The organism is Paenibacillus massiliensis 2301065 = DSM 16942, assembly GCF_000377505.1.
GTDB lineage: Bacteria > Bacillota > Bacilli > Paenibacillales > Paenibacillaceae > Paenibacillus > Paenibacillus massiliensis.
In genome coordinates, this window is sequence record NZ_KB898195.1 from 79,567 (window position 1) to 105,183 (window position 25,617).

General features: G+C 47.5%; 18 protein-coding genes and 1 pseudogene. 9 read left to right on the top strand and 10 right to left on the bottom strand.

What is annotated here, in order from left to right; translation table 11 throughout:
- Positions 1-165: 165 nt before the first annotated feature.
- Entirely contained in the window at positions 166-1,581 is a 1,416-nt protein-coding gene (gene pyk / locus D328_RS0120730; protein ID WP_018886959.1) for a pyruvate kinase, read from the bottom strand.
- A gap of 332 nt (positions 1,582-1,913) precedes the next feature.
- Here pyk and D328_RS0120735 point away from each other — a divergent pair, with 332 nt between their 5' ends.
- Positions 1,914-2,747, top strand: coding sequence for a helix-turn-helix domain-containing protein (locus D328_RS0120735; RefSeq protein ID WP_018886960.1), 834 nt, complete (start codon positions 1,914-1,916; stop codon positions 2,745-2,747).
- Positions 2,748-2,998: 251 nt separating this feature from the next.
- On the opposite strand, the gene melA is transcribed toward D328_RS0120735, so the two are convergent.
- From melA to D328_RS0120760, 5 genes are all read right to left on the bottom strand, one after another.
- Positions 2,999-4,504: an alpha-glucosidase/alpha-galactosidase gene (gene melA, locus D328_RS0120740; protein ID WP_018886961.1), complete on the bottom strand. Its 1,506-nt coding sequence runs from the start codon at positions 4,502-4,504 to the stop codon at positions 2,999-3,001.
- A 141-nt stretch (positions 4,505-4,645) separates the two neighbouring features.
- Positions 4,646-5,773 carry an AraC family transcriptional regulator gene (locus D328_RS0120745; protein ID WP_018886962.1) on the bottom strand — a complete coding sequence of 376 codons (1,128 nt, stop codon included), beginning with the start codon at positions 5,771-5,773 and terminating at the stop codon, positions 4,646-4,648.
- Between the two features lie 269 nt (positions 5,774-6,042).
- Positions 6,043-7,332, bottom strand: coding sequence for a Gfo/Idh/MocA family protein (locus tag D328_RS0120750; RefSeq protein ID WP_025680789.1), 1,290 nt, complete (start codon positions 7,330-7,332; stop codon positions 6,043-6,045).
- A 295-nt stretch (positions 7,333-7,627) separates the two neighbouring features.
- Positions 7,628-8,446 carry an endonuclease/exonuclease/phosphatase family protein gene (locus tag D328_RS0120755; RefSeq protein ID WP_018886964.1) on the bottom strand — a complete coding sequence of 273 codons (819 nt, stop codon included), beginning with the start codon at positions 8,444-8,446 and terminating at the stop codon, positions 7,628-7,630.
- Between the two features lie 6 nt (positions 8,447-8,452).
- Positions 8,453-10,117, bottom strand: a complete 1,665-nt coding sequence (locus tag D328_RS0120760; protein ID WP_018886965.1) for a PTS transporter subunit IIBC — start codon at positions 10,115-10,117, stop codon at positions 8,453-8,455.
- A 478-nt stretch (positions 10,118-10,595) separates the two neighbouring features.
- On the opposite strand from D328_RS0120760, the gene D328_RS0120770 reads away from it, so the two are divergent.
- The 8 genes and pseudogenes from D328_RS0120770 (at position 10,596) to D328_RS0120810 (ending at position 18,886) form a co-directional block, all read left to right on the top strand.
- A complete protein-coding gene (locus D328_RS0120770) occupies positions 10,596-11,606 on the top strand; it encodes a LacI family DNA-binding transcriptional regulator (protein WP_018886967.1) in 1,011 nt (336 codons plus the stop codon).
- Positions 11,607-11,824: 218 nt separating this feature from the next.
- Entirely contained in the window at positions 11,825-14,113 is a 2,289-nt protein-coding gene (locus D328_RS0120775; RefSeq protein WP_018886968.1) for a glycoside hydrolase family 65 protein, read from the top strand.
- A gap of 22 nt (positions 14,114-14,135) precedes the next feature.
- Positions 14,136-14,801 carry a beta-phosphoglucomutase gene (pgmB, locus tag D328_RS0120780; protein WP_018886969.1) on the top strand — a complete coding sequence of 222 codons (666 nt, stop codon included), beginning with the start codon at positions 14,136-14,138 and terminating at the stop codon, positions 14,799-14,801.
- A 270-nt stretch (positions 14,802-15,071) separates the two neighbouring features.
- Positions 15,072-15,721, top strand: a pseudogene (locus D328_RS31955) (transposase); the annotation flags it as partial.
- Positions 15,722-15,935: 214 nt separating this feature from the next.
- Positions 15,936-16,760: a helix-turn-helix transcriptional regulator gene (locus D328_RS0120795; protein ID WP_018886971.1), complete on the top strand. Its 825-nt coding sequence runs from the start codon at positions 15,936-15,938 to the stop codon at positions 16,758-16,760.
- Positions 16,761-16,970: 210 nt separating this feature from the next.
- Positions 16,971-17,786 (top strand): hypothetical protein, encoded by an 816-nt coding sequence (locus D328_RS30420; protein ID WP_018886972.1) that lies wholly within the window; start codon positions 16,971-16,973, stop codon positions 17,784-17,786.
- Positions 17,787-17,798: 12 nt separating this feature from the next.
- Complete coding sequence (locus D328_RS0120805) at positions 17,799-18,467, top strand: hypothetical protein (protein WP_018886973.1); 669 nt, start codon at positions 17,799-17,801, stop codon at positions 18,465-18,467.
- Positions 18,468-18,553: 86 nt separating this feature from the next.
- The gene (locus D328_RS0120810; protein WP_018886974.1) at positions 18,554-18,886 is read left to right on the top strand and encodes a DUF3139 domain-containing protein; all 333 of its coding nucleotides are present in this window, start codon (positions 18,554-18,556) and stop codon (positions 18,884-18,886) included.
- A gap of 189 nt (positions 18,887-19,075) precedes the next feature.
- Here D328_RS0120810 and D328_RS0120815 read toward each other — a convergent pair whose 3' ends face one another.
- The 4 genes from D328_RS0120815 to D328_RS0120830 all read right to left on the bottom strand — a co-directional run bounded on the left by D328_RS0120815 (position 19,076) and on the right by D328_RS0120830 (position 25,459).
- On the bottom strand, positions 19,076-22,114 hold the full coding sequence (locus tag D328_RS0120815) for a glycoside hydrolase family 2 TIM barrel-domain containing protein (protein ID WP_018886975.1): 3,039 nt from the start codon (positions 22,112-22,114) through the stop codon (positions 19,076-19,078).
- 209 nt (positions 22,115-22,323) lie between these two features.
- On the bottom strand, positions 22,324-23,148 hold the full coding sequence (locus D328_RS0120820) for a carbohydrate ABC transporter permease (RefSeq protein ID WP_018886976.1): 825 nt from the start codon (positions 23,146-23,148) through the stop codon (positions 22,324-22,326).
- Positions 23,148-24,041, bottom strand: a complete 894-nt coding sequence (locus tag D328_RS0120825) for a carbohydrate ABC transporter permease (protein ID WP_018886977.1) — start codon at positions 24,039-24,041, stop codon at positions 23,148-23,150. The genes D328_RS0120820 and D328_RS0120825 overlap by 1 nt, the downstream gene beginning before the upstream one ends.
- Before the next feature lie 134 nt (positions 24,042-24,175).
- Complete coding sequence (locus tag D328_RS0120830; protein WP_018886978.1) at positions 24,176-25,459, bottom strand: ABC transporter substrate-binding protein; 1,284 nt, start codon at positions 25,457-25,459, stop codon at positions 24,176-24,178.
- Positions 25,460-25,617: the final 158 nt, after the last annotated feature.

Below are 25,617 nucleotides of genomic sequence, written 5' to 3' on the forward strand. Positions count from 1 at the left end.
AGACCAACACCCTTTCCTATATAGTTTGTATGAAGTGGATGACCCCTTCACTTATATAGGAAATATTGGTGCATGCTTTACAACCCGTGCAGCGAATAAATACAAAAAGGACCACATCAAGTGCGGTCCTTACTGCTAATTACATCTTTGATCAGTAACGATCAGCTATACCTTCAATACCTTGATCAGGTTCGTATTTCCTGTCTGACCAATGGGTACACCTGCGGACAGGACAATAGTATCTCCCTGCTGGATATAGCCAGTCTTAATGGCATTCCGGGTGGAGGATTCGAACATCTCATCCGTCGTTGCTACCTTGTCCCCCTTCACCGGAATTACACCGGAGAGGAGACAGATTTTGGCCAGCACTTCCTCATGCTGAGTAACTGCGATAATCGGAGCTTCTGGACGGTATTTGGATACCATACGCGCAGTGAAGCCGCTCTCTGTAGAAGTGATAATCGCCTTGGCATTCAGTTCAAGCGAAGCACTTACCGTACTTTGACTGATAATCTGCGTAATATCAGTAGCCTGCTGGGCACGCTTCTTGTCGAACTGCTCACGATAGTCAATGATAGACTCTGCTTTTCTCGCAATGCTTGCCATTGTCTTCACGGACGGGATTGGATATTTACCCGCTGCGGATTCGCCAGACAGCATCACGACATCGGCTCCCTGTACAACTGCGTTAAATACGTCACTGACTTCAGCGCGTGTAGGACGCGGGTTCACCTGCATCGACTCCAGCATGTGTGTAGCTACGATAACCGGCTTGCCTGCCAGATTGCATTTGTCGATCATTTCCTTTTGCATCATAGGTACTTCTTCAATCGGCACCTCTACCCCGAGGTCACCACGGGCAACCATGATACCGTCCGAAGCTTCGATAATCGCATCCAGATTTCTCATGCCCTCTTCATTCTCAATCTTGGAGATGATCTGTACATGACCCGCATTATGCTTCTCCAGAATGGCACGAATCTCACGGATATCCTCTGCTTTTCTTACAAAGGATGCTGCAATAATCTCGACCTTATTCTCGATGCCGAACTGAATGTGCATCACATCACGCTCTGTCACCCCTGGTAGAGAGGTAGCAATGCCTGGCAGGTTAACGCCCTTACGCGGCTTCAGGTTAGCTCCGCTAACGATGTTACAACGGATTTCGGTGCCTTCAACAGCTTGTACTGTCAAATCTACCAGACCGTCGTCAATCAGGATGCGGTCTCCAGCCTTCACGTCCTTCGTCAGATCAGGATAGTTCACGGAGATGCGATCAGAATCACCCAGAATCTCCTCTGTCGTCAGCGTAACTTCATTTCCGGTCTTCAGCTCACAAGAGGCTTCCTTCAGCTTACCGATCCGAACCTCGGGTCCCTTGATATCCATCATAATAGGTACAAAAGTATTCAGCTCTGCGGCGGCCTGACGGACACTTTCCATCCGCTTGACATGCTCGTCCAGCTCCCCGTGAGCCATATTTAAACGGGCCACAGTCATCCCCGCCTGTATCATTTCCTTCAATACGGGTACTGTGTCACTTGCCGGACCAATTGTACAAATAATTTTTGTTTTTTGCATGGATGCAAATCCTCCTTGATCACATTTTGCAATCTTTTGATCTCAATCGCTTCCGCTCCAGAGAACAAACGTGATACAGACGTAGGCAATTACTACGCCTGATCTATTGCTTGTGGAGATCGCGCTTGGATGTGTGCAAAATGCTCTGATTATTTGTCGCTTCTTGTCTATTGTAGCCTTACTCGTGTATGGAAACTATGAAATATAGTACAGCTTTTGAACTATAGTACAGTATACTGGAACAGTAGTAGCTATGTTCTATAATAGCCCGGTTAACATACATGAATGATCTTCATGCAACATCGTTCACCAAGAGGAGGATGACGGACGAAATGCTTGAATTAACAGCGATTAGACAGGATCACGGCACAGAATGGTATGAATCCGCCACCAAAGGGAGTGAGCTATGCCAACTGGTCGTCCTGACATTTGGAAAATGTGTATATTGGGTGAAGGATCAGAAATATATTCTCGATAAGGGTGACATTTTATACATTCCTGCAGGTGTAACCTACTATGGCAAAAGTATTCCCACCTTGTTCCACACCAAGTATGTCGTACTATGGAAGCCTCTTCGGCATACAACCTTCATAGACAAGGACGAGGAGGTTGAAGGAATGACACGGGTGGATGTACTGACCTTGCCTCTGTTACTACAGCCATCTCCACTTCATCTCAAGCCCGGATGCTACGATCTGATCCATGAGCGAATCAAGCTTGTGCAGCAGCATTGGTCGGATCGGCCACCCTATTATCGGATTATGGCGGCAACGTTATGTATGGAGGCTCTCATACACTTGAATATGGAGTGGGATCGCGGTGAAGTGACGCCAGAGCACCACCGCCATGTAGAGCGTATGAAGGAATACATTCAGATTCATTATCGCAAGAGAATTACCAAGGATGAGCTTGGGGACGTCATTCAAAAATCTCCTGGCTATGCGGCCACCTTGCTGCGGCGAGTAACGGGGCGAACCATCAGTGAGCATGTCCATAGTCAACGGATCAAGACAGCCACCTATATGTTGACCGAATCGAGACTGAGCATCGCGGAGATAGCCGAATATGTGGGTTACAGTGATGTCTCTTATTTTTACCGGATATTCAAGCGGCATATGGGACATCCACCATCCGAGATTCTTCACCAGCGCTCCAATATTCAGTGACAGACTACAGACAACCTTACTTTGATTACAGAAGCCCTTGGAGACATCACTTACATCAGATAAACTTGGTATGTAGAACAACAGGCACGCATTCAAAGCAGGGTCCAGAACGTTAATTGCAAGTAAAAAAAAGAACAGATCGCGGTACCTACGCACCTTGATCTGCTCTCTCATTCATCGGAATTCAAGTAGCTCTATTGAGAGATAACTTGACCACACCGTATAAAAGGTGGCTCAATTCATAAAATCGTTTATTGTTCTACCTTCTCACGATCCTTGCCTTTATCAGACTCTCCTGCATTCTTGCTGGCGGCCTCACGATCCTGCTGCATTTCCTCTACTGTCTTCACCTTGAGGCGGGCAGCACCATTATAGTTCTTTGTCGAGATGAGATTCCCTGACGCCAGCCGTTGCTCTGCCGCAGCAATAGCTTCACTATACTGCGGTAGCCATTGAGCCTGGGCAACGAGCATCTCATCCACCATCTGCCAGATTTCCTTCGGATTACATACCGCTCCTACGAGCGGGTCCATCATAAAGGCCTGACGCAGCAATTGATCATCCCCACGTACAGCCGCTTCTACGGCCAGACGTTGAACGGAAATGCTCACATTGCACACAGCGGCTGGGCCCAGTGGCAATTCCCCTACATATGGCATGGATATACCATTGCGATCTACATATCCAGGTGCCTCGATAATAGCATCATCAGGCAGGTTAGTGATGATCCCGTTGTTAACCGTGTTGAAATGACCGCGATACACCCGTCCCGTTTCCAGCCCTTCGATAATATAGGAGCCGTGCTCCTGACCTCGTTTTTCCGCTAGGAATCGCATCGGCTCATCCTTCATCCAGTTCGGAAAATCCGTCTCGAACCAGTTGCGTCCTTCGGTGCATACCCGTAGGTATCCTCCCGTCTCCCCGTTAATCCAGCTGCCCAGATCAATCCAATCCTGAATCTCTTCTGGACGTTTACGATACCAAGGTACATATTCACTCAGGTGCCCATTAGATTCAGTACTGTAGTAGCCGAAGCGACGCAGCATGTCGATACGCACCTTCTCCGTACGGCTGAATTCCGGGTGTTGCTCGAACGCCTCCAGCAATCCGGCGGTCAGATCCTTGCCTTCATGCGCGGCCTTGATATACCACGTCTGATGGTTAATGCCTGCGCAGACAATATCTACGTCATCCATCTCCAGGCCATATACTTCCGCAATCTGGCGGTGTCCATGCTGAACACCGTGACATAGCCCCATCGTGCGCACGCCCCCGTACTTATTGCACGCCCATGTCAGCATCGCCATCGGATTCGCGTAATTAAGTAACAACACATCCGGAGCACTCTGCTCGCGGATGTCCTTGCAGATGTTCAGCATCTCGGCAATACCGCGCTGACCATACATGATACCGCCAGCACACAGCGTATCCCCAACACACTGATCGACTCCATATTTCAGCGGGATATCCACATCGGTCGCAAAAGCTTCCAGTCCACCCACGCGAATGGTACAAAATACGTACTTCGCATCCTTCAGTGCTTCTCGTCGATCCGTCGTCGCTTGAATCATGATATTCAAGCCATTCTCATGAATGTCTCGCTGGCATAACTCTGTCACCATGCTCAGATTTTTCTGGCTAATGTCGCAGAACGCCACCTCGATATTGCTGAATTCCGGCACAGATAACAGATCCCGCAGCAGCCCTCTCGTGAATCCGACACTGCCAGCTCCAATAAAAGCCACCTTAAAAGACATGTATAATATCCTCCTGTCATCCGAAGACTGTGCCTCGGCTGATGATGTGTCGCTTATGGAGACATTGTAGCAATAACCACAGGAGGGCCGTTATCAAAATCATGACCTATTCAAATATATACTGTCAAAAATTCTAACTTCCTACTCAGGATACTGACTGACCTGCCGCCCCATAGAACTGCGGTATTCCACAGGGGCAAGTCCCGTATATTTTTTGAACAGCATATGAAAATACTGCCGACTGCCCACGCCCACATAATCAGAGATATCCGAGACCTGAATGTCGGTTTGCTGCAGCAGCATTTTCGCTTTTTCCATGCGTAGAGTCGTCAGATAATTCGTGGGCGTTAGACCTGTATGTTTACGAAAAATACGATGCAAATACCCTGGATGCAAATTGACAGCAGAGGCAATATCCTTCATCTGAATGCTGCGGTCCATATTCTGATGCATGAACTCCACACACCGTTTGACATACGATTCAGTCTGGTCTAGTGTGCTCCTACTCTGTTCGATATACAGGCGAGCGACTCTCACCAGCAACTGGATGAACAATGTACGAACCAATGTACCCTGCTCAGGCAACTGCAGATTACGAGCCTCTCGTGGGCGAGCCCGTTCCCCCTGATCCAGAACGCGAGGTATAACGGGTACTGCATCCGCAGGCTTGGAGGTGAGCATTGCATCAGAATAAGGACTAGCGAAAGGACTGGGTACCCGATCAGACAGGAGACTCGGCTCGTCACTCCCCTCGGAGCTGGTTGCGGAACGGAATCTCGCCTCAGCAATCAGCCCCCGTTGATCCAGCTCCAGCACGAGACTCTTCAAAATATGGTATACCTCCTCAGGATCGGACAGCACTAAATACGGTGCCGCGCTGTTCAGCAATTCCGCCACTTCTTCCTCCTCAAGTGCGAGCTGACGAATGGACGGCTTGTCTGGTGATACCTTCGTAAAACCAAATTCCACATTGAGCATCCGGCAAGGAACACCGTCCTCGACCAGCAGACGATGCGGTACGCCTGCATCCAGAAGGATGAATTGCCCTTTTTTCAACACGGCCTGCTCCACTATTCCATTCTCCATCTGCACGTCTACCCTGCACGTACCAGAGATGATGTACATGATTTCGGTAGAATCATGCTCATGGTAGGACATACGGTAGTTGCTCCATTGCTTGTAATAATAGGCGTAGAATCGTGGACCGTAGTCCTCTCTGCGTAAATCATTCTGGAATAGACTTCCCGCCCTTCTGTCCTGGTGATTCACAGGTGTCCCTCCCTTCATATCCCTTCATTTAGCCTATCCTATACTATTCTTTCATCCTATATCCGAACTTTACTTCAACTTTTATTCTGGATCAAGAATCTGCTAGCGACGGAAGCTCCACTGATAGTAAACCGTCGATATATTGGACAGCCAGACCTATAACCTTGACCATACTCTCGCCTTCCGTTACACCGAAGAAATATCGAAAGCAAAGAAGCCCGCTATATGCGGACTTCCCGTTAGATATCAAATCAAGTGTGCTTTTCTACTCATGACCAGCGTATCAGATCATCCACCTGTACCGGCTGTCCTGTACGGATCGAGCGATTGGCCGCGATCCCTGTTAGTATGGACCAAGCCCCATCCTGATGAGAGGCGGCCCGCTGGAAGCGATCTTCCAGTGGCTCTCCAAAGATATCCTGCAGCAGCAGCGGGTCACCGCCGCCATGCCCTCCGGCTTGCTCCACAATCTCCACATCATACGGCTCGGCATCAATCGGATAGACGCGAATGTGCTTGGACTTCAAGGCTCCTTCATCCGCCTTCTCTCCGCCAGAGTTCACATACGATTTCTCCGTGATCCGTACCTCGATACGTCCCTTCGTGCCGTTGAACACGATAATGAAGCCTTCCCATGGCATATAAGCATTTAATGTGTAGTTCATAACAGCCTTGTTCCGGTATTTCACCATAACATGCATGCTGTCCTCAATACTGATATTATCGCCAAATACGCTCTGATCACGCAGATACCCGTCCTCATGCTCCGCATCCAGGTACATTTGTTTCAAGCGCTCATTGCGATCCAGATGCAGTGCAAACGGGTCATTCTCTGCAGCCTTACTACCATAAGCTCGGCTATAGAACTCAGTCACGCCTCGCTTCTCAGCATTCTCCTTGCCATAGAAACGCAGGTCGCCTTGGGCGTACACGGTCGCAGGCTTGGAACCGAGCCAGAAGTTCATCAGGTCGAAATGATGCGTAGACTTGTGGACGAGCAATCCACCGCTATTGCGCTTGTCACGATGCCATCTGCGGAAGTAGTCCGCCCCATGCTCCGTATTCAGCAGCCACTCAAAGTTTACCGAGATGACCTCGCCGATCACATCATCCATAATCAGCTCACGAATCTTCGTATTATGCGGAGCATAGCGGTAATTGAAGGTCACACGTAGCTTGCGCCCCGTGCGCTCCACAGCATCCAGAATTGCCTGACACTTCTCCTCATCGACCGTCATCGGCTTCTCGGAGATCACGTCACAGCCCAACTCCATCGCACGAATGATGTAGTCATGATGCGTCCGGTCCACAGTCGTAACCAGTACGACATCCGGCTTCACCTCCTCAATCATGCGCTCGAACTCGTGCGCCTTGTAGGTAGGGACTGTATGGTACTGATATTTATCCGCCAGCAAATGGTTCGCAAAGTCCATGCGTGTCTGATTCACATCGCAGAGCGCCACGAGCTCGGAGGTCTCTTGAAAGGTCGTCACCAATTCACCATAAAAAAATTCCGCTCTTCCGCCGGTTCCTACAATCGCATAGCTCTTCTTCGTCAAGATCATCACAGCTCCTCTGTTTGGGCTGACAGGCTGCCCTGTCTAGCTGACATTGATTAACTTGACTTCATTTTATAGTATAAGAAATATCATTTTCTAAGCATTTATTAGCCCTTTGAGCTATAATTATGCATATCTTATCCAATTGTTGAATCGAAGAGAACATCACCTTCCCCCGTACAGACGGCAATCTCAGCTATTCTGCCGGTCCTCCTTGCCTGGTCATACAGCTACGCCACACAACAAGCACACACCCTGCATTTGGAGGACTGCAAGACGTGTGCCTTTGTATGTATTATAGAGTAACAGCAATCCCGAAATGATCGGATACGATCGGACTGTCTTTGCCGTCGAGGACGACCTTGGATGAATGTATAGAAAGCTCACGATTACTAAACACATAATCAATACGAAGCTGCTGCTTGTTATCCTCCCAGCCTGCAATCTCCTTGACGACGGTGTGACCTTCATCTTTCTCTTTAGCCAGAGTATAGCAATCATGCCATCCGCTCTGAATCACATAATCGTATCCTTCTCCATGCAGATGTGCTGCATTATTAAAATCACCCATCATAAACGCAGCCTGCCCTTGAATTATTCGTTCAGACAGTTCCAGGAATCTGTCCCACTGCCCCTTGAATGAATCCCCATCATGCCACCATCCGAAATGTCCGTTAATGAACCATATGCCTTCTCCAGCCCCCTTCGTCTGGATGCCTAGTATTTTCCGAGTTCGATAGTTATCATAATCCCGTTGCTCAGAGACGTATGCTTCGAAAGAATCCACAATCGGCATTTTCGTCAGGATTGCAAGACCTTCATCGAACTTATCAAAACCGACATGCACGGGGACATACGTCCAGTAATATTCTCTACCTATCTGCTTACACAAGTTATATGCATAGTTATCCGCTTTAATCACGGGCCGTCCGCTCGTCGCATGGAACCTTGACAATGCAGCATCCCCAAGCGGAGCTTCATGCCTGGACTGGTTAACCTCCTGAAGTGCTACAATATCAAAATCCTGTTCATGAATAAAATTGGCAAGCTGAGCTATCTTATTCGACTGATTCTCTTCCATCCAAGCATGCGCATTCAGTGTCAAAATGTTCAAGTGTCCTCACCCCAGCCTGTCCTGAATGTCAGACTTCAGCACATCGGCTTTCGGACCATAGATGGCTTGAATCCCGTTATCCTTCTTAATCAATCCAAGCGCTCCAAGCCTCTTCCATTCCGCTTCATTTCCCACCGCATTCACGTCGTTAACAGTAATTCTGAGACGTGTCATACATGCATCGACATCTACAATGTTGGCGGGACCGCCAAGCACGGCAATGATTTGGGCTGGCAGATCGTCGTCAATGCCTGCTGCCGCAGCTTCATTATCCAACACACCATCGCTGGAAGAATCTGTATTATTGGACTCTTCATCCGTATAGTTCCCAAGTCGTCCCGGAGTAGCCAGCTTGAATTTTCCAATCATAAAGTAAGCAATGAAGTACGAGACGGCAAAGAACACAATTGTCGTGATGACAAAGTTAATAATATCCGTTACCAGACCGGCATTGATCGACAGCGGAATTCTCGTCAGTAGCTCGATCATCCCGAACGAGTGAAGTCTTAAATGAATGATATCGGCCATGCCAAAGGCCAAACCGGTAACCACTGCATATACCCCGTAAAGAAGCGGTGCAGCGAACATGAACATGAATTCAAGTGGTTCTGTCACCCCCGTCAAAAATACAGCCAGACCGGCAGACAGGAACATGGACTTGTATTTGGATCGCTTGTCTTTATCCACTCTGCGGTACATAGCAAGGGCAATCCCCATCAGAATGCCTGCGCCCGTGATCATCTGCCCTACCTTGAAACGTGCTGGCGTTACCGTGTCAATGAGCTGTTGGTAAGCATGTGGATCGGTTCCATGCAGATGGGCCAGATCACTCGCCCAAGCAAGCCATAACGGATCTTGTCCAGCTACAGTACTGCCGGCATTACTGCCTGTAAGTACGGTGTATACTCCTCCAAGCTCCGTATAGTTTACCGGGATTGTCAGCATATGATGAAGTCCGAATGGAAGAAGGATGCGCTCCAGTGTTCCATAGAGAAAAGGAGCAATGAACGGCGCAGACTCACTGGAAGTTGCAAGCCATTTACCGAAGCTGTTGATCCCCGTCTGAACAAACGGCCAGAACGCAGACATTCCTATGGCGACGATGACAGACCATAAGATGACGACGAACGGAACAAACCGTTTTCCGTTAAAAAAGGCAAGGGATTCAGGAAGTTTTCGGAAGTTATAGTATTTATTGAAGATGACCGCTCCAAGAAAACCGGAAATAATACCGACAAACACACCCATATTGAGCGCCGGGGCACCAAGCACTGAGGTAAAGTATCCATTCACCGTTATCATTTGACCAAACAACGTCGTTGTCGTGGCCCCCTCCTGTGAAAGCATAGGATTCGATACTCCCAGGATAGTACCTGTCGTTATGTTAATCAGAATAAAAGCGAGCAGCGCTGCGAATGCACCCCCTGCCCTCTCCTTAGCCCACGATCCACCAATAGCCACAGCGAATAGGATATGAAGGTTATTTATAATACTCCATCCAAGATTCTCCATAACGCCGCCAACTGTAACCAGAAATGCGACATTTTCCGAGAGCATTGCAATGACTTTTCCCAATGAAATCATGATCCCGGCAGCCGGCATCACAGCAACGACGACAAGCAATGACTTACCGAATTTCTGCCAAAACTCAAAAGACAGAAGCTTTTTCATATGCATACCTCCTGTATTTTTATTGTGCAACCTTCTAATTACTGCAAGGCAGTTGAAAACGAAACAATGATAAAAACGGTTTCATTTCCGATCTTGCTTTTGCTTAGGCTAAGCGAAGAGGCTGTGCAATAATGCGCAAAATTAATGCAACCGATTGCATAGATATTATAAGTTTATTCTCTTTCTTTTGGCAACTCATTTTTTTGAAGTCGATGAATACAGGGAGTCCGTCTTCAAACTCAGCCCCACAGATGAATAACATTGTGTACTGCATTCCGTTCTGCTAACCTGAACATGAGACGTTGCTCTTGCTCTCCTCTACACGATGGTTACTCATCTTTCCATTGCAACTAAAGGAGCAGGGATATCTCTGTTTTTTTCGAGATTAGGCTTTTTCTTGGATCATCTGTTTGATATGACAAGTTATGTGTGTATGATTAATATAAAAACGAATACTGTAAGTAAAGGAGGACGAGCGATGGCAGTAACCATTAAAGACATTGCTAAACGTGCGAATGTTGCCACTTCCACCGTGTCCCGTGTCCTTCAGGACAGCCCAAAAATCAGTGAGGCTACCAAAGCGCGGGTTCGTAAAGAGATGAAGGCACTCGGATACGAGCCGAACTATTCGGCCCAAAGCTTAGCGAACCGAATGACGCAATCTCTGGGCATTATAATGCCTGAGGCGGATGTATCTATATTCCAGAATCCATTCTTTCTTGAGAGTATCCGGGGAATCAGTGAATTGGCTAATGAGAAAAATTTTACAATGGCGATTGTCACCGGCAAGGATAGCGACGAGGTGCTGACACGCGTCAAAACGATGACAAGAGCCAACCGAGTAGATGGGTTTATCGTGCTGTATTCCAAGCCTGATGACCCTGTCGTTGATTTTTTCCATAGCGAGAAAATACCTTATACCGTCATCGGCAAGCCTCAGCAATATGTCAGCGAAACAACACATGTCGATAACGATAACTTTCAGGCAGGAAAAGACGTTGTCCACTATTTGACCGAGCTTGGACATCGGCATATCGCTTACGTGGGTGCCGATATCGTACGAACGGTTCATAAGGAACGGGTTCGGGGCTATCATGCAGCGCTTGAAGAAAAAAAGCTTGCCGTCAATGCCGATTATGTCCTGGGTACAGATTTTACCAACGAGGACATCTCTAGGCTGTTCTCACTGACCATCCCACCGACCGCCATCATTGTAGGAGACGACATGGCGGCACTGCCATTGCAGAAGGCACTTCATCCGCTCGGGGTCTTAGTTCCGGACCATTGCTCTCTGATCAGCTTTAATAATTTGACTTTGGCAGATATGATGAATCCTCCTCTCACCTCGGTCGATATTGATATTTTCACGCTCGGCTTTCAGGCAGCCAAAAGCTTGATTGAACAAATACAGGACCCTACAGAAATAACAAAACACATTATTGTGCCTCATCGGATCATCGAACGCGAATCGTGCATAAAATATCACTGAAAATAGTTAGCGAACATAAAAGAAGCCCATACTCGAAACGTGAACTGTTTGTATCTCGATACAAACAGTTTTTTTGTTTGACAATGCAATCGGTTGCACAATATACTTGGTATCGCAGCCTGATGATACACCTTCGTCGTTTTCAATTTACTAACTTAACAGCTCCACAAATTATCAATTTACCCATCGTGACGTTCACGCTCATAAGGAGGAATTACATGTCTTATAAACGTATTTTTGATGTTGATGCCTGGAAATTGACGACCACCAAGCTTCATAAAGATAACATGCGCCTACAGGAAAGCCTGACCTCAATCGGCAACGGTTACATGGGCATGCGCGGAAATTTCGAAGAAGCATATTCCGGCGACCATCACCAGGGCACTTACATCGCCGGTGTATGGTTTCCGGATAAGACAAAAGTGGGTTGGTGGAAGAATGGCTACCCACAATATTTCGGAAAAGTAATCAATGCCATGAATTTTATCGGGATCCGTGTCCTAATCAATAATGAAGAAGTAGACTTGTTCAAGGATAACGTGACTGACTTCTATCAGGAGTTGGACATGAAGGAAGGCATTCTGCGCCGTTCATTCACCGTTAATGGTAAGGTGCACATCAGAACGGAGCGCTTTCTGAGCATTGCAAAGCTGGAGATGTGCCTGATTGATTACTGTGTAACCAATCTGACTCAGGACAATATGAAGATTGAGTTAATCCCTTTCCTGGATGCCAATACGACAAATGAAGATGCCAACTATGAAGAAAGCTTCTGGATCGAGGAGGCACGTAAAATTGGGGATCCTTGCATAAGTCTTGCTGCCACGACAAAAGAAAATCAATTTGGTATTGAACGCTTTACTGTCAATGCAACGATGGGAATTGTAACGGATAACGTCCTCTCCAAAACCAAAACCAGTGAAGTAGACAGCCTATATGCTGCTGTTCACTACGTCTATGACATTGGGCCACATGGCTCAGCGAGTATCCAAAAATTTGTAGCTATTACCACAACGCGTGATATGAGTATGGAACAGCTAATTCCTGCGGGAGAGAGCATAGTCATGGAAGCGCTAAACAGAGGTTACCCGATGCTAAGACAGGAGCATGTCAATGCATGGGCCGCTCGCTGGGAAAAAGCGGACATCGAAATTGAGGGCGATATTGAGGCACAGCAGGGAATCCGCTTTAATATTTTCCAGCTTTTCACCACCTACTACGGTCATGATAAGAGGCTAAATATTGGCCCCAAAGGCTTTACCGGGGAAAAATACGGCGGTGCAACGTACTGGGACACCGAGGCCTATGCCATTCCTATGTACCTGGCAGTTGCCGACAAGCACGTAACTGAGAACCTGCTCCACTACCGATACAATCAGCTTACCGGGGCACATCACAATGCGCGCCAACAGGGATTGCAGGGTGCACTGTATCCGATGGTAACGTTCACTGGCGTTGAATGTCACAATGAGTGGGAAATTACGTTTGAGGAGATTCATCGTAACGGCGCCATTGCCTATGCAATCTACAATTATACGAATTATACCGGAGACACTCATTACCTGAAAAATCAAGGAATTGAAGTGTTGGTCGAAATCAGCCGATTCTGGGCAGACCGCGTTCATTTCTCCACTCGTCATGATCAGTACATGATTCATGGTGTAACCGGACCGAACGAGTACGAAAATAATGTCAACAATAACTGGTATACCAATAAAATGGCGGCCTGGGTGTTGAGCTATACCATACAGAGCCTTCCGAAAGTATCCGATGCCAGAAAGCAGGAGCTCGGCATAACAGAGGAAGAAATGAAGAAATGGCAGGACATCATTGATCGCATGTACTTTCCTTACGATGAGGAGCGGAAGGTATTTGTTCAGCATGACACGTTCCTGGATAAGGAACTTCGTACCGTATCGTCTCTTAACGAAGATGAGCTTCCGCTCAATCAGAAATGGTCCTGGGATAAGATCTTGCGTTCCCCCTTCATCAAACAGGCCGATGTTTTGCAGGGTATATATTTTTTCGGCGACCAGTTCACATTGGAAGAAAAAGAACGCAACTTCAAATTCTACGAGCCGATGACTGTGCACGAGTCTTCCCTCTCCCCATCCATTCATGCTGTACTGGCTGCTGAGTTGAAGATGGAAAGGAAAGCAGTAGAGATGTACAAACGTACGGCTCGCCTGGATCTCGACAACTACAATAACGATACCGAGGACGGCTTGCACATCACATCCATGACCGGAAGCTGGCTGGCCATCGTTCAAGGCTTTGCTGGCATGCGCACGTATAACGAGACACTCAGCTTCTCTCCGTTCCTGCCCAAGGACTGGACAAAATACAAATTTCACATCAATTATCGCGATCGTCTCCTGAACATCAGTGTGGAGCAGAACGAGGTTACAATCACTCTGATAACTGGGGCGCCACTGACTATGAAATTGTACGGGAAGGATGTCCTCATTACGGGCGAAGCTGCATTAGTGACAGCCCTTACTTCATAAGCGAAGAAAGGAGAAACAAATGATGCAGACATTGAAAGCAGTTATTTTTGATCTGGATGGAGTCATTACCGATACAGCAGAGTACCATTACCTTGCCTGGGAGAACCTCGCCAATGAGCTGGGGCTTCCTTTCGATAGACAGTTTAACGAGAAATTGAAGGGCGTAAGCCGCATGGAATCTCTTGAACTTATTCTCTCCCTCAGGGATACCGTGTACACGGACGAGCAAAAGCATAGGCTTGCTGTAAAGAAAAATGAGGTCTACAAAGAAATGATCAAAAAAATAACACCGGCCGATCTGCTGCCTGGCATTGAGAACTTGCTAATGGAGCTGCGAGAAGCAGGCATTCGTACGGCCCTTGCTTCCGCCAGCAAGAATGCTCCCTTTATTCTGGACCGTCTGGAGGCCGCTCATTACCTAGACCACGTTGTTGACGTGAATATGATTGCAAGCGGCAAACCGGACCCGGAGATTTTTCTAACCGGTGCAGCAAGACTGGGTGTAGAACCCACCCAATGCATAGGCATTGAGGATGCTGAAGCAGGCATTCAGGCAATCCTTGCCGCTGGGATGTATGCCGTGGGCGTCGGGGCACCGGCACAGATGCAGAAAGCAGATCTGATCGTTTCATCCACAGCAGAGCTCTCTTTATCTCTGCTTCAATCCAACTTTAAGAAAAAATCCTGAATTCTCGACTGAAGAGCCACGCGAGTATAAGAGTAATAGAGGCTGCTTCCATAAGCTTGATTGATGATGTGTCCTTGCACTACCCATCAACAAAAAGCAGTGTGAGCAGTATTAACGCAGCACAACAGCGATCCTTTCCGTCAAGAGGGTGTCCCAAAAGCCATGAAATGGCTGCTTGGGACGCCCTTTGGTTTTAGACTAGGATATACTTAGGCACTTCGAGAGAACGCTCCGTGAAACGGACCGTTGTTACAATCGCTGTTGTCCCCACTTACCAAAGTCATCATTTACGCCTACACTCAGCGTATATATTCCTCCCTCCAAATCGCCAAATCCATCCGGGACAACATCCTCTTCATGTGGCTCGCTGAACGGCAGAGGCCAGACTTTCGTACCTTGAGCCGCTTCCGTTCCCAGCGGATGAAGAGCGTTCTCGAAGCCGTATTTACCGCCGTGCTTCAGTTTCTGGCTGACGAAAAATACGTTTCCTTGGAGCAGTACTTTGTGGAACGGAACCAAAATCGAGGCCAATGCTAATACGAAATTCGGAAGCGTCATTACCGAAGTCAGAGCTGCGAAGGATGTCCGCTAAAAGAAAGCTGCACGAAGACAAGGGGAAATCGGGAAGTCGTGGTGAGCTTGGAACGGTTACGCTATCAGAGGCAGGCTCGGGAAATGCTGCAAAGCGAGGAAAGATACCTCTTATCCGTACGCCGAATGACAGAGCCAGAAAGCGTATTTGGACAACTGAAGAACAACCGGGGCTTCCGGCGATTCTGCTTCGCGGCATCGAAAAAGTGACGCTGGAGGTCGGCTGGCTTTCGCTCGCCCATAATCTATTGAAGCAAGCTGCAAATGACCAAAAACGCGGGCAGCGATTCTCCATTAACGGGCGAATCGCTGCTCTATTGACGTTTTAAGCTTTTGGGAAGACGAAGGGCCTGTCTCCGCCAGTAGAATATCTACTTATGAGACAGCCCCTTGAGCGTGTCTATACCCACATTTGATCTGGTTAAGGAACTATTATCATGGATGGGCTGTAGCTAAAATGCTCAGTACGCTATAATGATGCATATCTTATCCCACTGCTGCACGTTAATGATAACGCTTTATTTTTCGGACAAGGAGGGCCCCATGACCCCTGATTATCTATTTGAAATCGAGCAGGTTCGGCGTACAGAGCAATTCGATATGATGACCGACCATTTCCATGATTCGTACGAGATTTACTATTTGCTGGACGGTGAGCGATATTATTATATTCATAATCGCCTATATGCCTTGCAGGCTGGGGATCTGATTGTCATTAACAAAAATGAACTTCATCGCACCACGAACAAAGGCCCGGCGGGACACGAGCGTATACTGATCAACTTCGATGACCGCTTCATACGTAAGGCACTGGATATCCATCAGGATAGCCAGCCACTGCTACCGAACCAGAACTTTCTTCTCCGCCCCGATTCGAGAGAGCGGGAGGCCATCCGGGAGATTATGTCAGCTATGCTGCGGGAGCAGGTGCAGGAGCTCTCCTTCAAGCTGCTCTGTCAGCAGTCTCTTCTTGTCCATCTTCTGATACTGATTCGCCGCATTCAGGCTGCAGGTCACTCGCCGATCATCCCCGAGCGAAGCGAGAAACAAGAGCGTGTGTATGAAATTATTGAGCATTTAAATCAGGAATACACCCGGCGCCTGACACTCGAAGACATTGCGGATGTCTTTTACATCAGTAGTCCGTACCTCTGTCGAATCTTCAAGGAGACCACCGGGTTCACGGTCATTGAATATTTGAATTATGTCCGCATTCGCCAGGCACAGGAGCTGCTACGTGAGACAAGCTGGAGAGTAACCCGCATCGCTGAGAGCACGGGCTTCGACAGCCTCGCCCATTTCGGGAGGGTATTCAAGCAAATGACCGGTCGTACTCCACTGCAATACCGCAAGCAATACCAGATTTAATACGAAAAGGCGGCTCCAGTGAAAAAATCACCGCTTACCGCTTACAGGTCCCCCTACACAATTGTGCAGGGACAATCAGGCGCTTCCCAGGCATTTACAAGCCTTTCTACCCATATGAAGGAGGATACATATTCTGTAAAATAGTTTAGATGAGCATAGCAGCTCAACACCATTTTTGTACAGCATGAGAAGCGAAAGGTTGTGTAAGCCGTGAATATTGATAATCCTCCTGTTCGGACGTACTCCTGGGTGCGCCGGTTGCTGGAATATCTCATCGTCTTCACTCTGCTTTTGATCCCGGCAGGAGCAACCTTCCTGTCATCCTGGTCTATGCCAGCGGAGTATACGCAGCCCTCCCCCTCCATCCCCGTCTCTGAGGTCGGCGTGCAGGGAAGTGTTCACTTTGCAGTAGTCGAGGGCGGATATACCGACAGTCTCATCGAGCGCTTGTTTGTGTATATGAATTATGATGGCGATTATCGCGATATTGCCTTTGAAGAAGTAGAAGCAGAGAGCTCCGAGGAGTATGCCGACGAATATCTGGAGACCGAAACCATGACATATACGCTGGAACAGGCTGTCCATGCAGCCGCGGAGCTAAATGAAAACGAAGCTACCTACGAGCATGAGACTGATCCCGAGGTGGAAGCACAAAGGCTGAGTGAGCTAATGGAGCAGTTGGAGGGCTTCTATGGCAACTCGCTGGGCCTGATGGTGGCCGTAGGCTTGTATGAGGAAGAGAATGATGTCGACTTTTCCAAGGGTGGCACCCTTAAAATCTCGGGTACGGGTACCATGGAAGAGGATGGCTGGGTTGGTTCTATAGGAGGCCTGGAACAGAAGTTAATTGCCGCTGAAACTGAAGACGTGGACATCTTCTTCGTCCCTGCTGATTATGAATGGTGGGGTGAGGACAGTAACGAAGCTGAAGCGGAACGGGTTAAGAAGGAACGAAATTTGCAATTCAAGATCGTCCCGGTGGAATCCTTATATGAAGCCATCGATTATTTATTGTATGAGACGTAGGAGGGCATCAGCTTGAGACAAGACATCAGCTTTCCGTCGCGAATGATCGGCGGCATCCATCAGAAACTACTCCTTGTGGCTGTGATCATCAGCCTTATCATGGTGGGCATGAACGTAGTGTATGCCTTTAATTACGATTGGTACTACGATGAGGTATACAAATGGGATGAAGCGGCGATCGTCTTCCAGCAGGTGCTTAACTTCATTCTCATCATCACCTACCTGATCTGGCTTACCCGAGTTCATCAGGCCATGAAGCTCAAATTCAGGTACTATCCTATTACTCCCATCATGGGCCTCGTGCGAATGATTCCATTCATTCATCTATGGGGAATTATTGATACCTACATGCGTCTGTCCCTCTTCTTCCGTAAAATTCCGCAGCTGGAGAAGCGGGGAAGACTGGTTAAGGCAACGTTGATCATGATGTTCAGCCTAGTCCTGATCGTGCCATCGCTTAACTTTTTTTTGGCAGAATCCGATCCTGACGATGTATGGATGCCGATCAGTTACATGGCCGATGCTCTCTTGATCATTTCGTATTACGTGATGACTAGATTGGTCAGCTCTGCTCTATCCTTGCTGTTCGTCATCCCTGAGAGCGAGGAATTCGACTATAACCCGGCTTATGAGGCTGCTCTGGCATATAATCGGCAGAAGTATGTACAGGAGAGACATTGAGTAGCAGTGGGTGCGAGCACCCATAGTAAGTCTGATAAAGATCTGCAATTACATTCCCTGAAATTTATTTCAGAGAGGATAATTTTATGAAACGAAAGCATTGGATAGGGTTAGTTGCTTCAGTACTCGTTCTAATTTTAACTATTTGGATCACTAACAAGGCGATTATTAATCATACTCAGAACAAAGTACTAGACTACCTTACAGAGGTTAAAAAATACAAAATGACTGAAATATCCTCAATTGAAACCTCTATAAGTAAGGCGCCATTGGTTGGATCAGAAGTTATATTTAAAGATGAGACGAATGCCAGATATTTTTATAAGGTAGCGGATGGTATAGTTGTTCAGTATGGACAAGCTCCTGTTCATGGAGTGGATGATGGGAAATATACCTACAAGCATAAGGAGAATAAATAGAATAATCACAGTATTACGGATGTGGATAGGATGTACGACAAAGTATTCGTATAACGTAATAGAAAAAAGCTGTGCCTTCAGGATTCATCTTCCTGGCTGGCACAGCTTTTTTGGTCTTAACTTAAGGGGTGACTCATTAAATGCACAGGCGCCTTAACCCGAGGAAATTTTTGGGAATCTCCTGCTGTATTAGACACGCTTAATATAGAATTCATACTCCAGCGATTGATCGGACTTGATCCGATATTCATCATGCACTGGTGCACCCCAGCTATCGTCGCCGCCTACACCCATCTGTCTGGCAGCCACAGTGACCACTGTATAGTGAACAGGAGGCAGCTCATACAGGTGTGCAGCACTTTCCAGCTCGAACGCAGTATAAGGGGAGATGTTGCACTCTACAGGAGCGCTTGATGGAGCCTGAATACGCAGACCACGACCCAGATCATCCGTTACATCGACTCTGCGAACTCCTGTACGGTTACCGGATTCCTGTGGTACTACATAACCAGACACATTGTCCGCTGCCTCATTGCTGAACACACCCAGTCTTGCTCCAAAAGCACGATCTGTATAGTTCTCATCAGGTCCCATAGCATACCAGTTCAGATGATGATACTCTGCTGGCACCTTGAAGGACAAGCCGAAGATTGGAAGGTCTGCAAGGCCTGCAACCCCGTCATACTTGGAATTCACTTTGACGCTGCCATCGCCATATACCGTGTAAGCTACGGTAACCTGTACATCCTCGTGAATGTTCAGACGATAGCTGAATGTTACAGTCACAGCTCCTTCAGCCTGAGTCAGCTCGACTGCTGTACATTTGCGTGTCAGACTCGCTGCAAACCAGCCACCTGCCTCGAAGCCCCAAGCCGCTCCACGGTCATTGTCTGTCGTCGCACGCCAGAAGAGCGGTGCCGGCGGAACGGAGATGAATTCGCGTCCTTCATAACGCAGTGAGGTCAGGCTACCTGCTCCCTTGGAGAACATGATGCTGAAGCCTTTGCCGTGCACGCCAATGTTCACGTCGCCTTCTACCACACGAAGCGCACCTGCTGGTACAGCCGCTTGTGACTGAGCTTCCACCTGGAAGATATGCTGTCCGAACGCTACTTCAAATCCAGCAGCAGCCCACAGCGTGGATTCCTTCAGCACGAGAGCCGTATGGATCACGTATTCGCCAGACTCTTCATCCACAGCTGGAAGCTCATAGGAGACGCGTCCTTCACTTTGTGCTGCAACGTCCACCGCTGTCCGACCAGTGAATACCTCAGCACCTTCCTTGAACAACGTGTACACCAGTTCATAATCCTGCGTGCCTTCGAACAGGTTCTCGTTCACGATTGTTACCCCAGTGCGATCTGGTTGAAGCTTGATGTTCTGATAAAGGAACTTAACCTCCTGCATCTTCGGAGATTCTGTGCGGTCTGCATACACAATGCCATCTGTACAGAAGCCATAGTCGGACGGACGATCATCGTAGTCACCGCCGTAAGCAAGATACTCCTCACCATAGCGATTCTTCTTCATCACAGCTTGGTCGATATAATCCCAGATGAAGCCACCTTGATAGAGCTCGTATTTGTTCTCAAGCTCAGTGTATTTATGCATTCCGCCTACAGAGTTACCCATAGCATGCATATACTCACAGCTGATATAAGGCTTTTGCGGATCATTGTTCAGGTATTCCTCAATGTCCGTTACCTTGGCATACATACGGCTCTCCATGTCACTGCTGGCATCATAGTCCCGATTGTGGAATACGCCTTCGTAATGCACCAGGCGACTTGGATCGGCTGTACGGAAATAATTCGCTACATTCAGGATAACCTCACCAGCGTAGGATTCATTACCGCAGGACCAGATCAGGATGGACGGATGATTCTTGTCGCGCTCTACCATGGATATAGCCCGATCCATAACAATGTCCTGCCATTCTGGGAGATTGCCTGGAATGTTCCAGGAAGGCTCTACTGCGCCTAGCTTCTGCCAGGAACCGTGTGTCTCCAGGTTCATTTCGTCAATCACGTATACACCATATTCATCGCACAGCTCGTACCAGAGCGTCTGATTCGGATAATGGGAGGTACGAACCGCATTCATATTGTTCTTCTTAAGCGTCTTGATATCCCACAGCATATCCTCAGCCGTAATAGTGCGTCCTGTACGGCAGTTGAATTCATGGCGGTTCACACCCTTGAATACGATTCGTTTGCCGTTAATGCACATCACCTTATTGATCATCTCGAATCTACGGAAGCCGACACGCTGCGGAATAACTTCCATCAGGTCGCCTTGGTTGTTGTAGACCTCGATGTACAAGGTATAGAGATAAGGATTCTCTGCGCTCCACTTGGACACTTGATCCAGCTCTGTGCTCAACGTGAGCTTACCATCTGCGAAGCTTCCTTCCAGCTTGGCTACACTGTCACCGTCTGCATTCTGTACATCCACGACAGCCTTACCTTGCTGTTCTGCTGACTCCAGACGCAAGTTCAGCTCCAGCAGACCTTGCACATAAGCATCATCCAAGCTAGCCTTCACAGCTACATCTCTCACATGCACTGCTGGAACGCTATACAGATATACATCTCTGAAAATACCGGAGAAGCGCCAGAAATCCTGATCCTCCAGCCATGCGCCCGTGCTGCGTTGATAGACTTCTACCGCCAGCTTGTTCTCTCCCGCTTGCAGATATGGAGTCAGATCGAAGTCGGATGGAGTGAAGCTATCCTCGCCATAGCCGACGAATTGTCCGTTAAGCCATACATAAAAGGCCGTCTCCACACCTTGGAAGGAAATATAGACAGGGCCTGGTTGCAGGGATGCAGGAACCTCGAAATAGGTGATATAGCTACCTACTGGATTATAATCTGTCGTAATCTCTGGTGGACGTACATCGCTTAGACCGTCCCATGGGTACATCGTATTCACATATTGCATTTGGCCGTAGCCTTGTGTCTGAATATGTCCTGGTACCTGAATGTCTCCCCAGCCACCGCAATCAAACTCTGGTGTATAGAAGTTCTCAGGGCGACTGCCCGGATTCACTGCATAGTTGAATTTCCAATTACCATTCAAGCTGTGACGCCAGCTCATGTCACCGCGCTTCTTGGCCTCAGCCAACGTCTTGTAATAACGATGGTCGGAATAGGCCGACAAGCGATTCACTGCAAATACACTAGTATCTGTAAGCCAGCTCAAGCTAGGTGTTGTTGATGATTTCATAAGCACATGATCCTCCCGATTCTACTTGGATTAACGTTTTAGTTGCCCAGACATAGTCAAAGACCTGGCAAACAAGTCCTGTCACGCAAAGCCCTCATTCAAGAGCCATATCATGCCAAGACCTGTCAGCCAAGTCTCTTCCAGCAAGGTTATACTTCGTCATTTTGCATAATTCGATGTCACACGCACCGTTTCCTATCTAGGAAACCTTATTTTACAGAACCGATCATACCTGCTACGAAATGCTTCTGCATGATGAAGAATACAATTGCCGTTGGCAGCGTTGAAATGACGATCGCCGTCATGATGACACCATAGTCTGGAGTGTAGCTGGATCCCAGATTGGAGATCAGAATCGGAATCGTTCGGTTCTCAGGCGTCTGGAGCACAACGAGTGGCCACAGATAGTTGTTCCAGCTCGACATGAAGGTAATGATTGCAGCTGCTGCATAGGTGGTCTTCATTGTAGGCACATAAACCTTGAAGAAGAGCCCTAGCTCTGACAGACCGTCAATTCGCCCTGCCTCCAGCAGATCCTTAGGGAACATCTTGGAGTTCTGACGGAAAAAGAAGATCAGGAATGCCGTTGTGATTGTAGGAATCACGGCCGCTGCCAGCGTATCAATACCGATGGCTGGAGCAAAGTTCGAAATCTGACCGAACATACGATACAAAGGAATCATAATGGCGGCGAATGGAATCATCATGGACAACAGCAAAATATTAAATACGATATCCTTCGCCTTACTGCGGTACACCTCAAAGCCATAGCCTGCAAGGGAACCAATCAGCAGGGAGAGAATCGTTGTGCTGATCGCCACTTGGGCTGAGTTCCCAAGTGCAGGCAAAATATCTACCGAGCCAAACAGCTCACGCAGATTCTCGAATAGATACGATCCTGGCAGCAATTTTCCTCTTGTTACATCAACAGATGGGTTCGTAGTACTGACAATCATCCACAGGAACGGGAATATGGAGACAAAGGCCGCCACACTCAGGAACAGATACGCGAAAAATTTCTTTGTCTTAGCCATTATTTTTTATCACCTGCCACTTTAAACTGGATGAACGACAGAATAATGATCATAATCACGATGGAGTAGGATACTGTCGCTGCATAACCGAAATCGGACGAGTACTTGAAGGACAAGTTATAGATGTACTGGGAAATCGACAACGTCGCATTCGCCGGTCCACCCTTCGTAATGTTCATGACCTCGTCGAAGAGCTGCAAAGTACCGATTGTCGAAGTGATCGATGTGAACAAGATAATTGGCTTCAACAAAGGAACCGTAATGTTGAAGAATTGACGCGTAGCAGAAGCACCATCAATCTTGGCTGCTTCATAAATAGATGGGTCAATGTTCTGCAACCCTGAGAGATAGAAGATCATGTTATAACCAGTCCAGCGCCAGGTAATCGCAAGGATAATCGTTACTTTGGCCCAGAAAGGATCGGTCAGCCATTGAATGGGCTCACTAACCAGATGAACATTCATGAGGAACGAGTTGACCAACCCATTGTTGCTGAACAGGTATTTGAACACAACGGAGTAGGCAACCAGCGAAGTGATACAAGGCAGGAATATTGCAGTCCGGAAAAAGCCTTTGAACTTCAAATTCCGATCATTAAGCAACACTGATATGAATAATGACAGAAGAATCATCAACGGAACTTGAATGATTAGGTAAATAAAAGTATTCTTCACAGCCGTAATGAACACCGTATCGGTGAACAGCCGCTTGTAGTTATCAATGCCATTGAACGACATTCTCGCTCCCGTGCCTGTCTGGAAAGACAGAAACAACGCCTGAATCATCGGGTAAAAATAGAAAATGAAGATCATTAGCACAGCCACCAGAATGAACAGCCATCCTGTCATATCCGTCTTCCAGCGTCCGCCCTGAGCCGTCTTCGCTGATCTCATATGCTTTCAACTCCTCTTGTCCCTTATATATCCTTTATCCTATCGACTCAGCAAGCGCGTAAAACCTTGTGCCAGAAGCGTCCAAGGTTTTACGCATTGCTATAATTTATCTCTCTAGCAGGTAAAGTCAGTTATTATTTCAACTGAGCTTCAGCCTGAGCCTGCGCATCTTTCAGTGCGGTATCAAGATCTGTGCCGCCCAAGTAGCTTTGTACCGCTACAGCCATGATATCTTCAATGGCGTAAGTGTGAAGACCATAGTTTACTCTTGGAACACTTTGACTCCATTTAGCAAAGTCAGTGTAGATTTTTTGATTGCTGAAGAATGCATCCTCTGCGTCATAAGCGGATCCTGTAGAAGCTGCATTCAGTGATCCTACAACACCAATATCCGTAAGCAGCTTTTGGTACATTTGCGGATCAGAGCCGAAAGTTTGTGTCATAAAGTCAGCCGCTGTATCAGAACCATCCATGTTCAATACGTACCAGGAGCTACCTCCCAGGTTAGAAGCATTTACAGAATCAGCATTGTTCGTCAAGCGAGGGAACGGTGCTACAGCCCATTTTCCACTTTGGGAAGCCTCAGCCTTAATGGAAGCAACAAACCAGTTACCTGTCGGTACAGATGCTACATCGCCACTGTTAACTTTAGCTACAAATTGTGCCCAGTCAGCATGGGAATCAATGATGTTTGCATCCATCATTTTCTTGTAAGTCTCCATAGCTTCCTTCAGAGCAGGATTGTCTGCCAGATCCGGAGTCTTACCGTCATCCTTCATGTACCATTTACCAGCAGATTGTGCCATCATGCGCAGGATACCAAGGTCTTTAGGATCTTGAGTCAGCATGAATTTGCCAGTTTTCTCTTTTACGTTTTTACCGATCTCGATGTACTGATCCCAAGTGATATCTTGCAGATCATCCATTGTGTAGCCAGCTTCTTGCAGGTAGTCGGTTCTCACGAACAGACCTGTAACACCGGAGTCAAACGGGATACCATATTGCTTGCCATCCAGGCTTGTTGCTCCGATCTTGTAATCTGCAAAATCTTCAGGCTTAATCTTATCACTCATGTCACGGAAGGAATCCGTGTAGGACTGCAGGAAGTTCTGTGCACGTTGGTCCTCAATCAGAACGATGTTCGGAAGACCCTTAGTTGTACCAGAGTTCAAGCCTGTGTTCAGCTTTTGAACGATGTCATCCTGAGCATTTTCAATGATATTGATGGTTACATCTGGATGCTTGGATACATATAGTTCTTTAGCCACTTCAAGTGCGGCAACGTTAAAGTTACGGTCCCATGCCCAAATTGTAATCTCTTTCTTGCTCGGATCGGATGAGGCGCTTTCATTAGAACCACTGGAACAAGCAGAGAGCACCAGCATGGCTGCGAACAATAGCAAAATCACCTTTTTCAATGCATTCAACCCCTGATCTTTATATTTTTTGTGCTACCTGCAAGCGCTTAACACAAATTGATAATTCGTTGAAAGCGTTTGCTGTTGATATATAAATTCTAGCACTTCCGTTTCACAACCTGTTAGGAATATCTTTGTCTGGATTTGTTCAATTATTG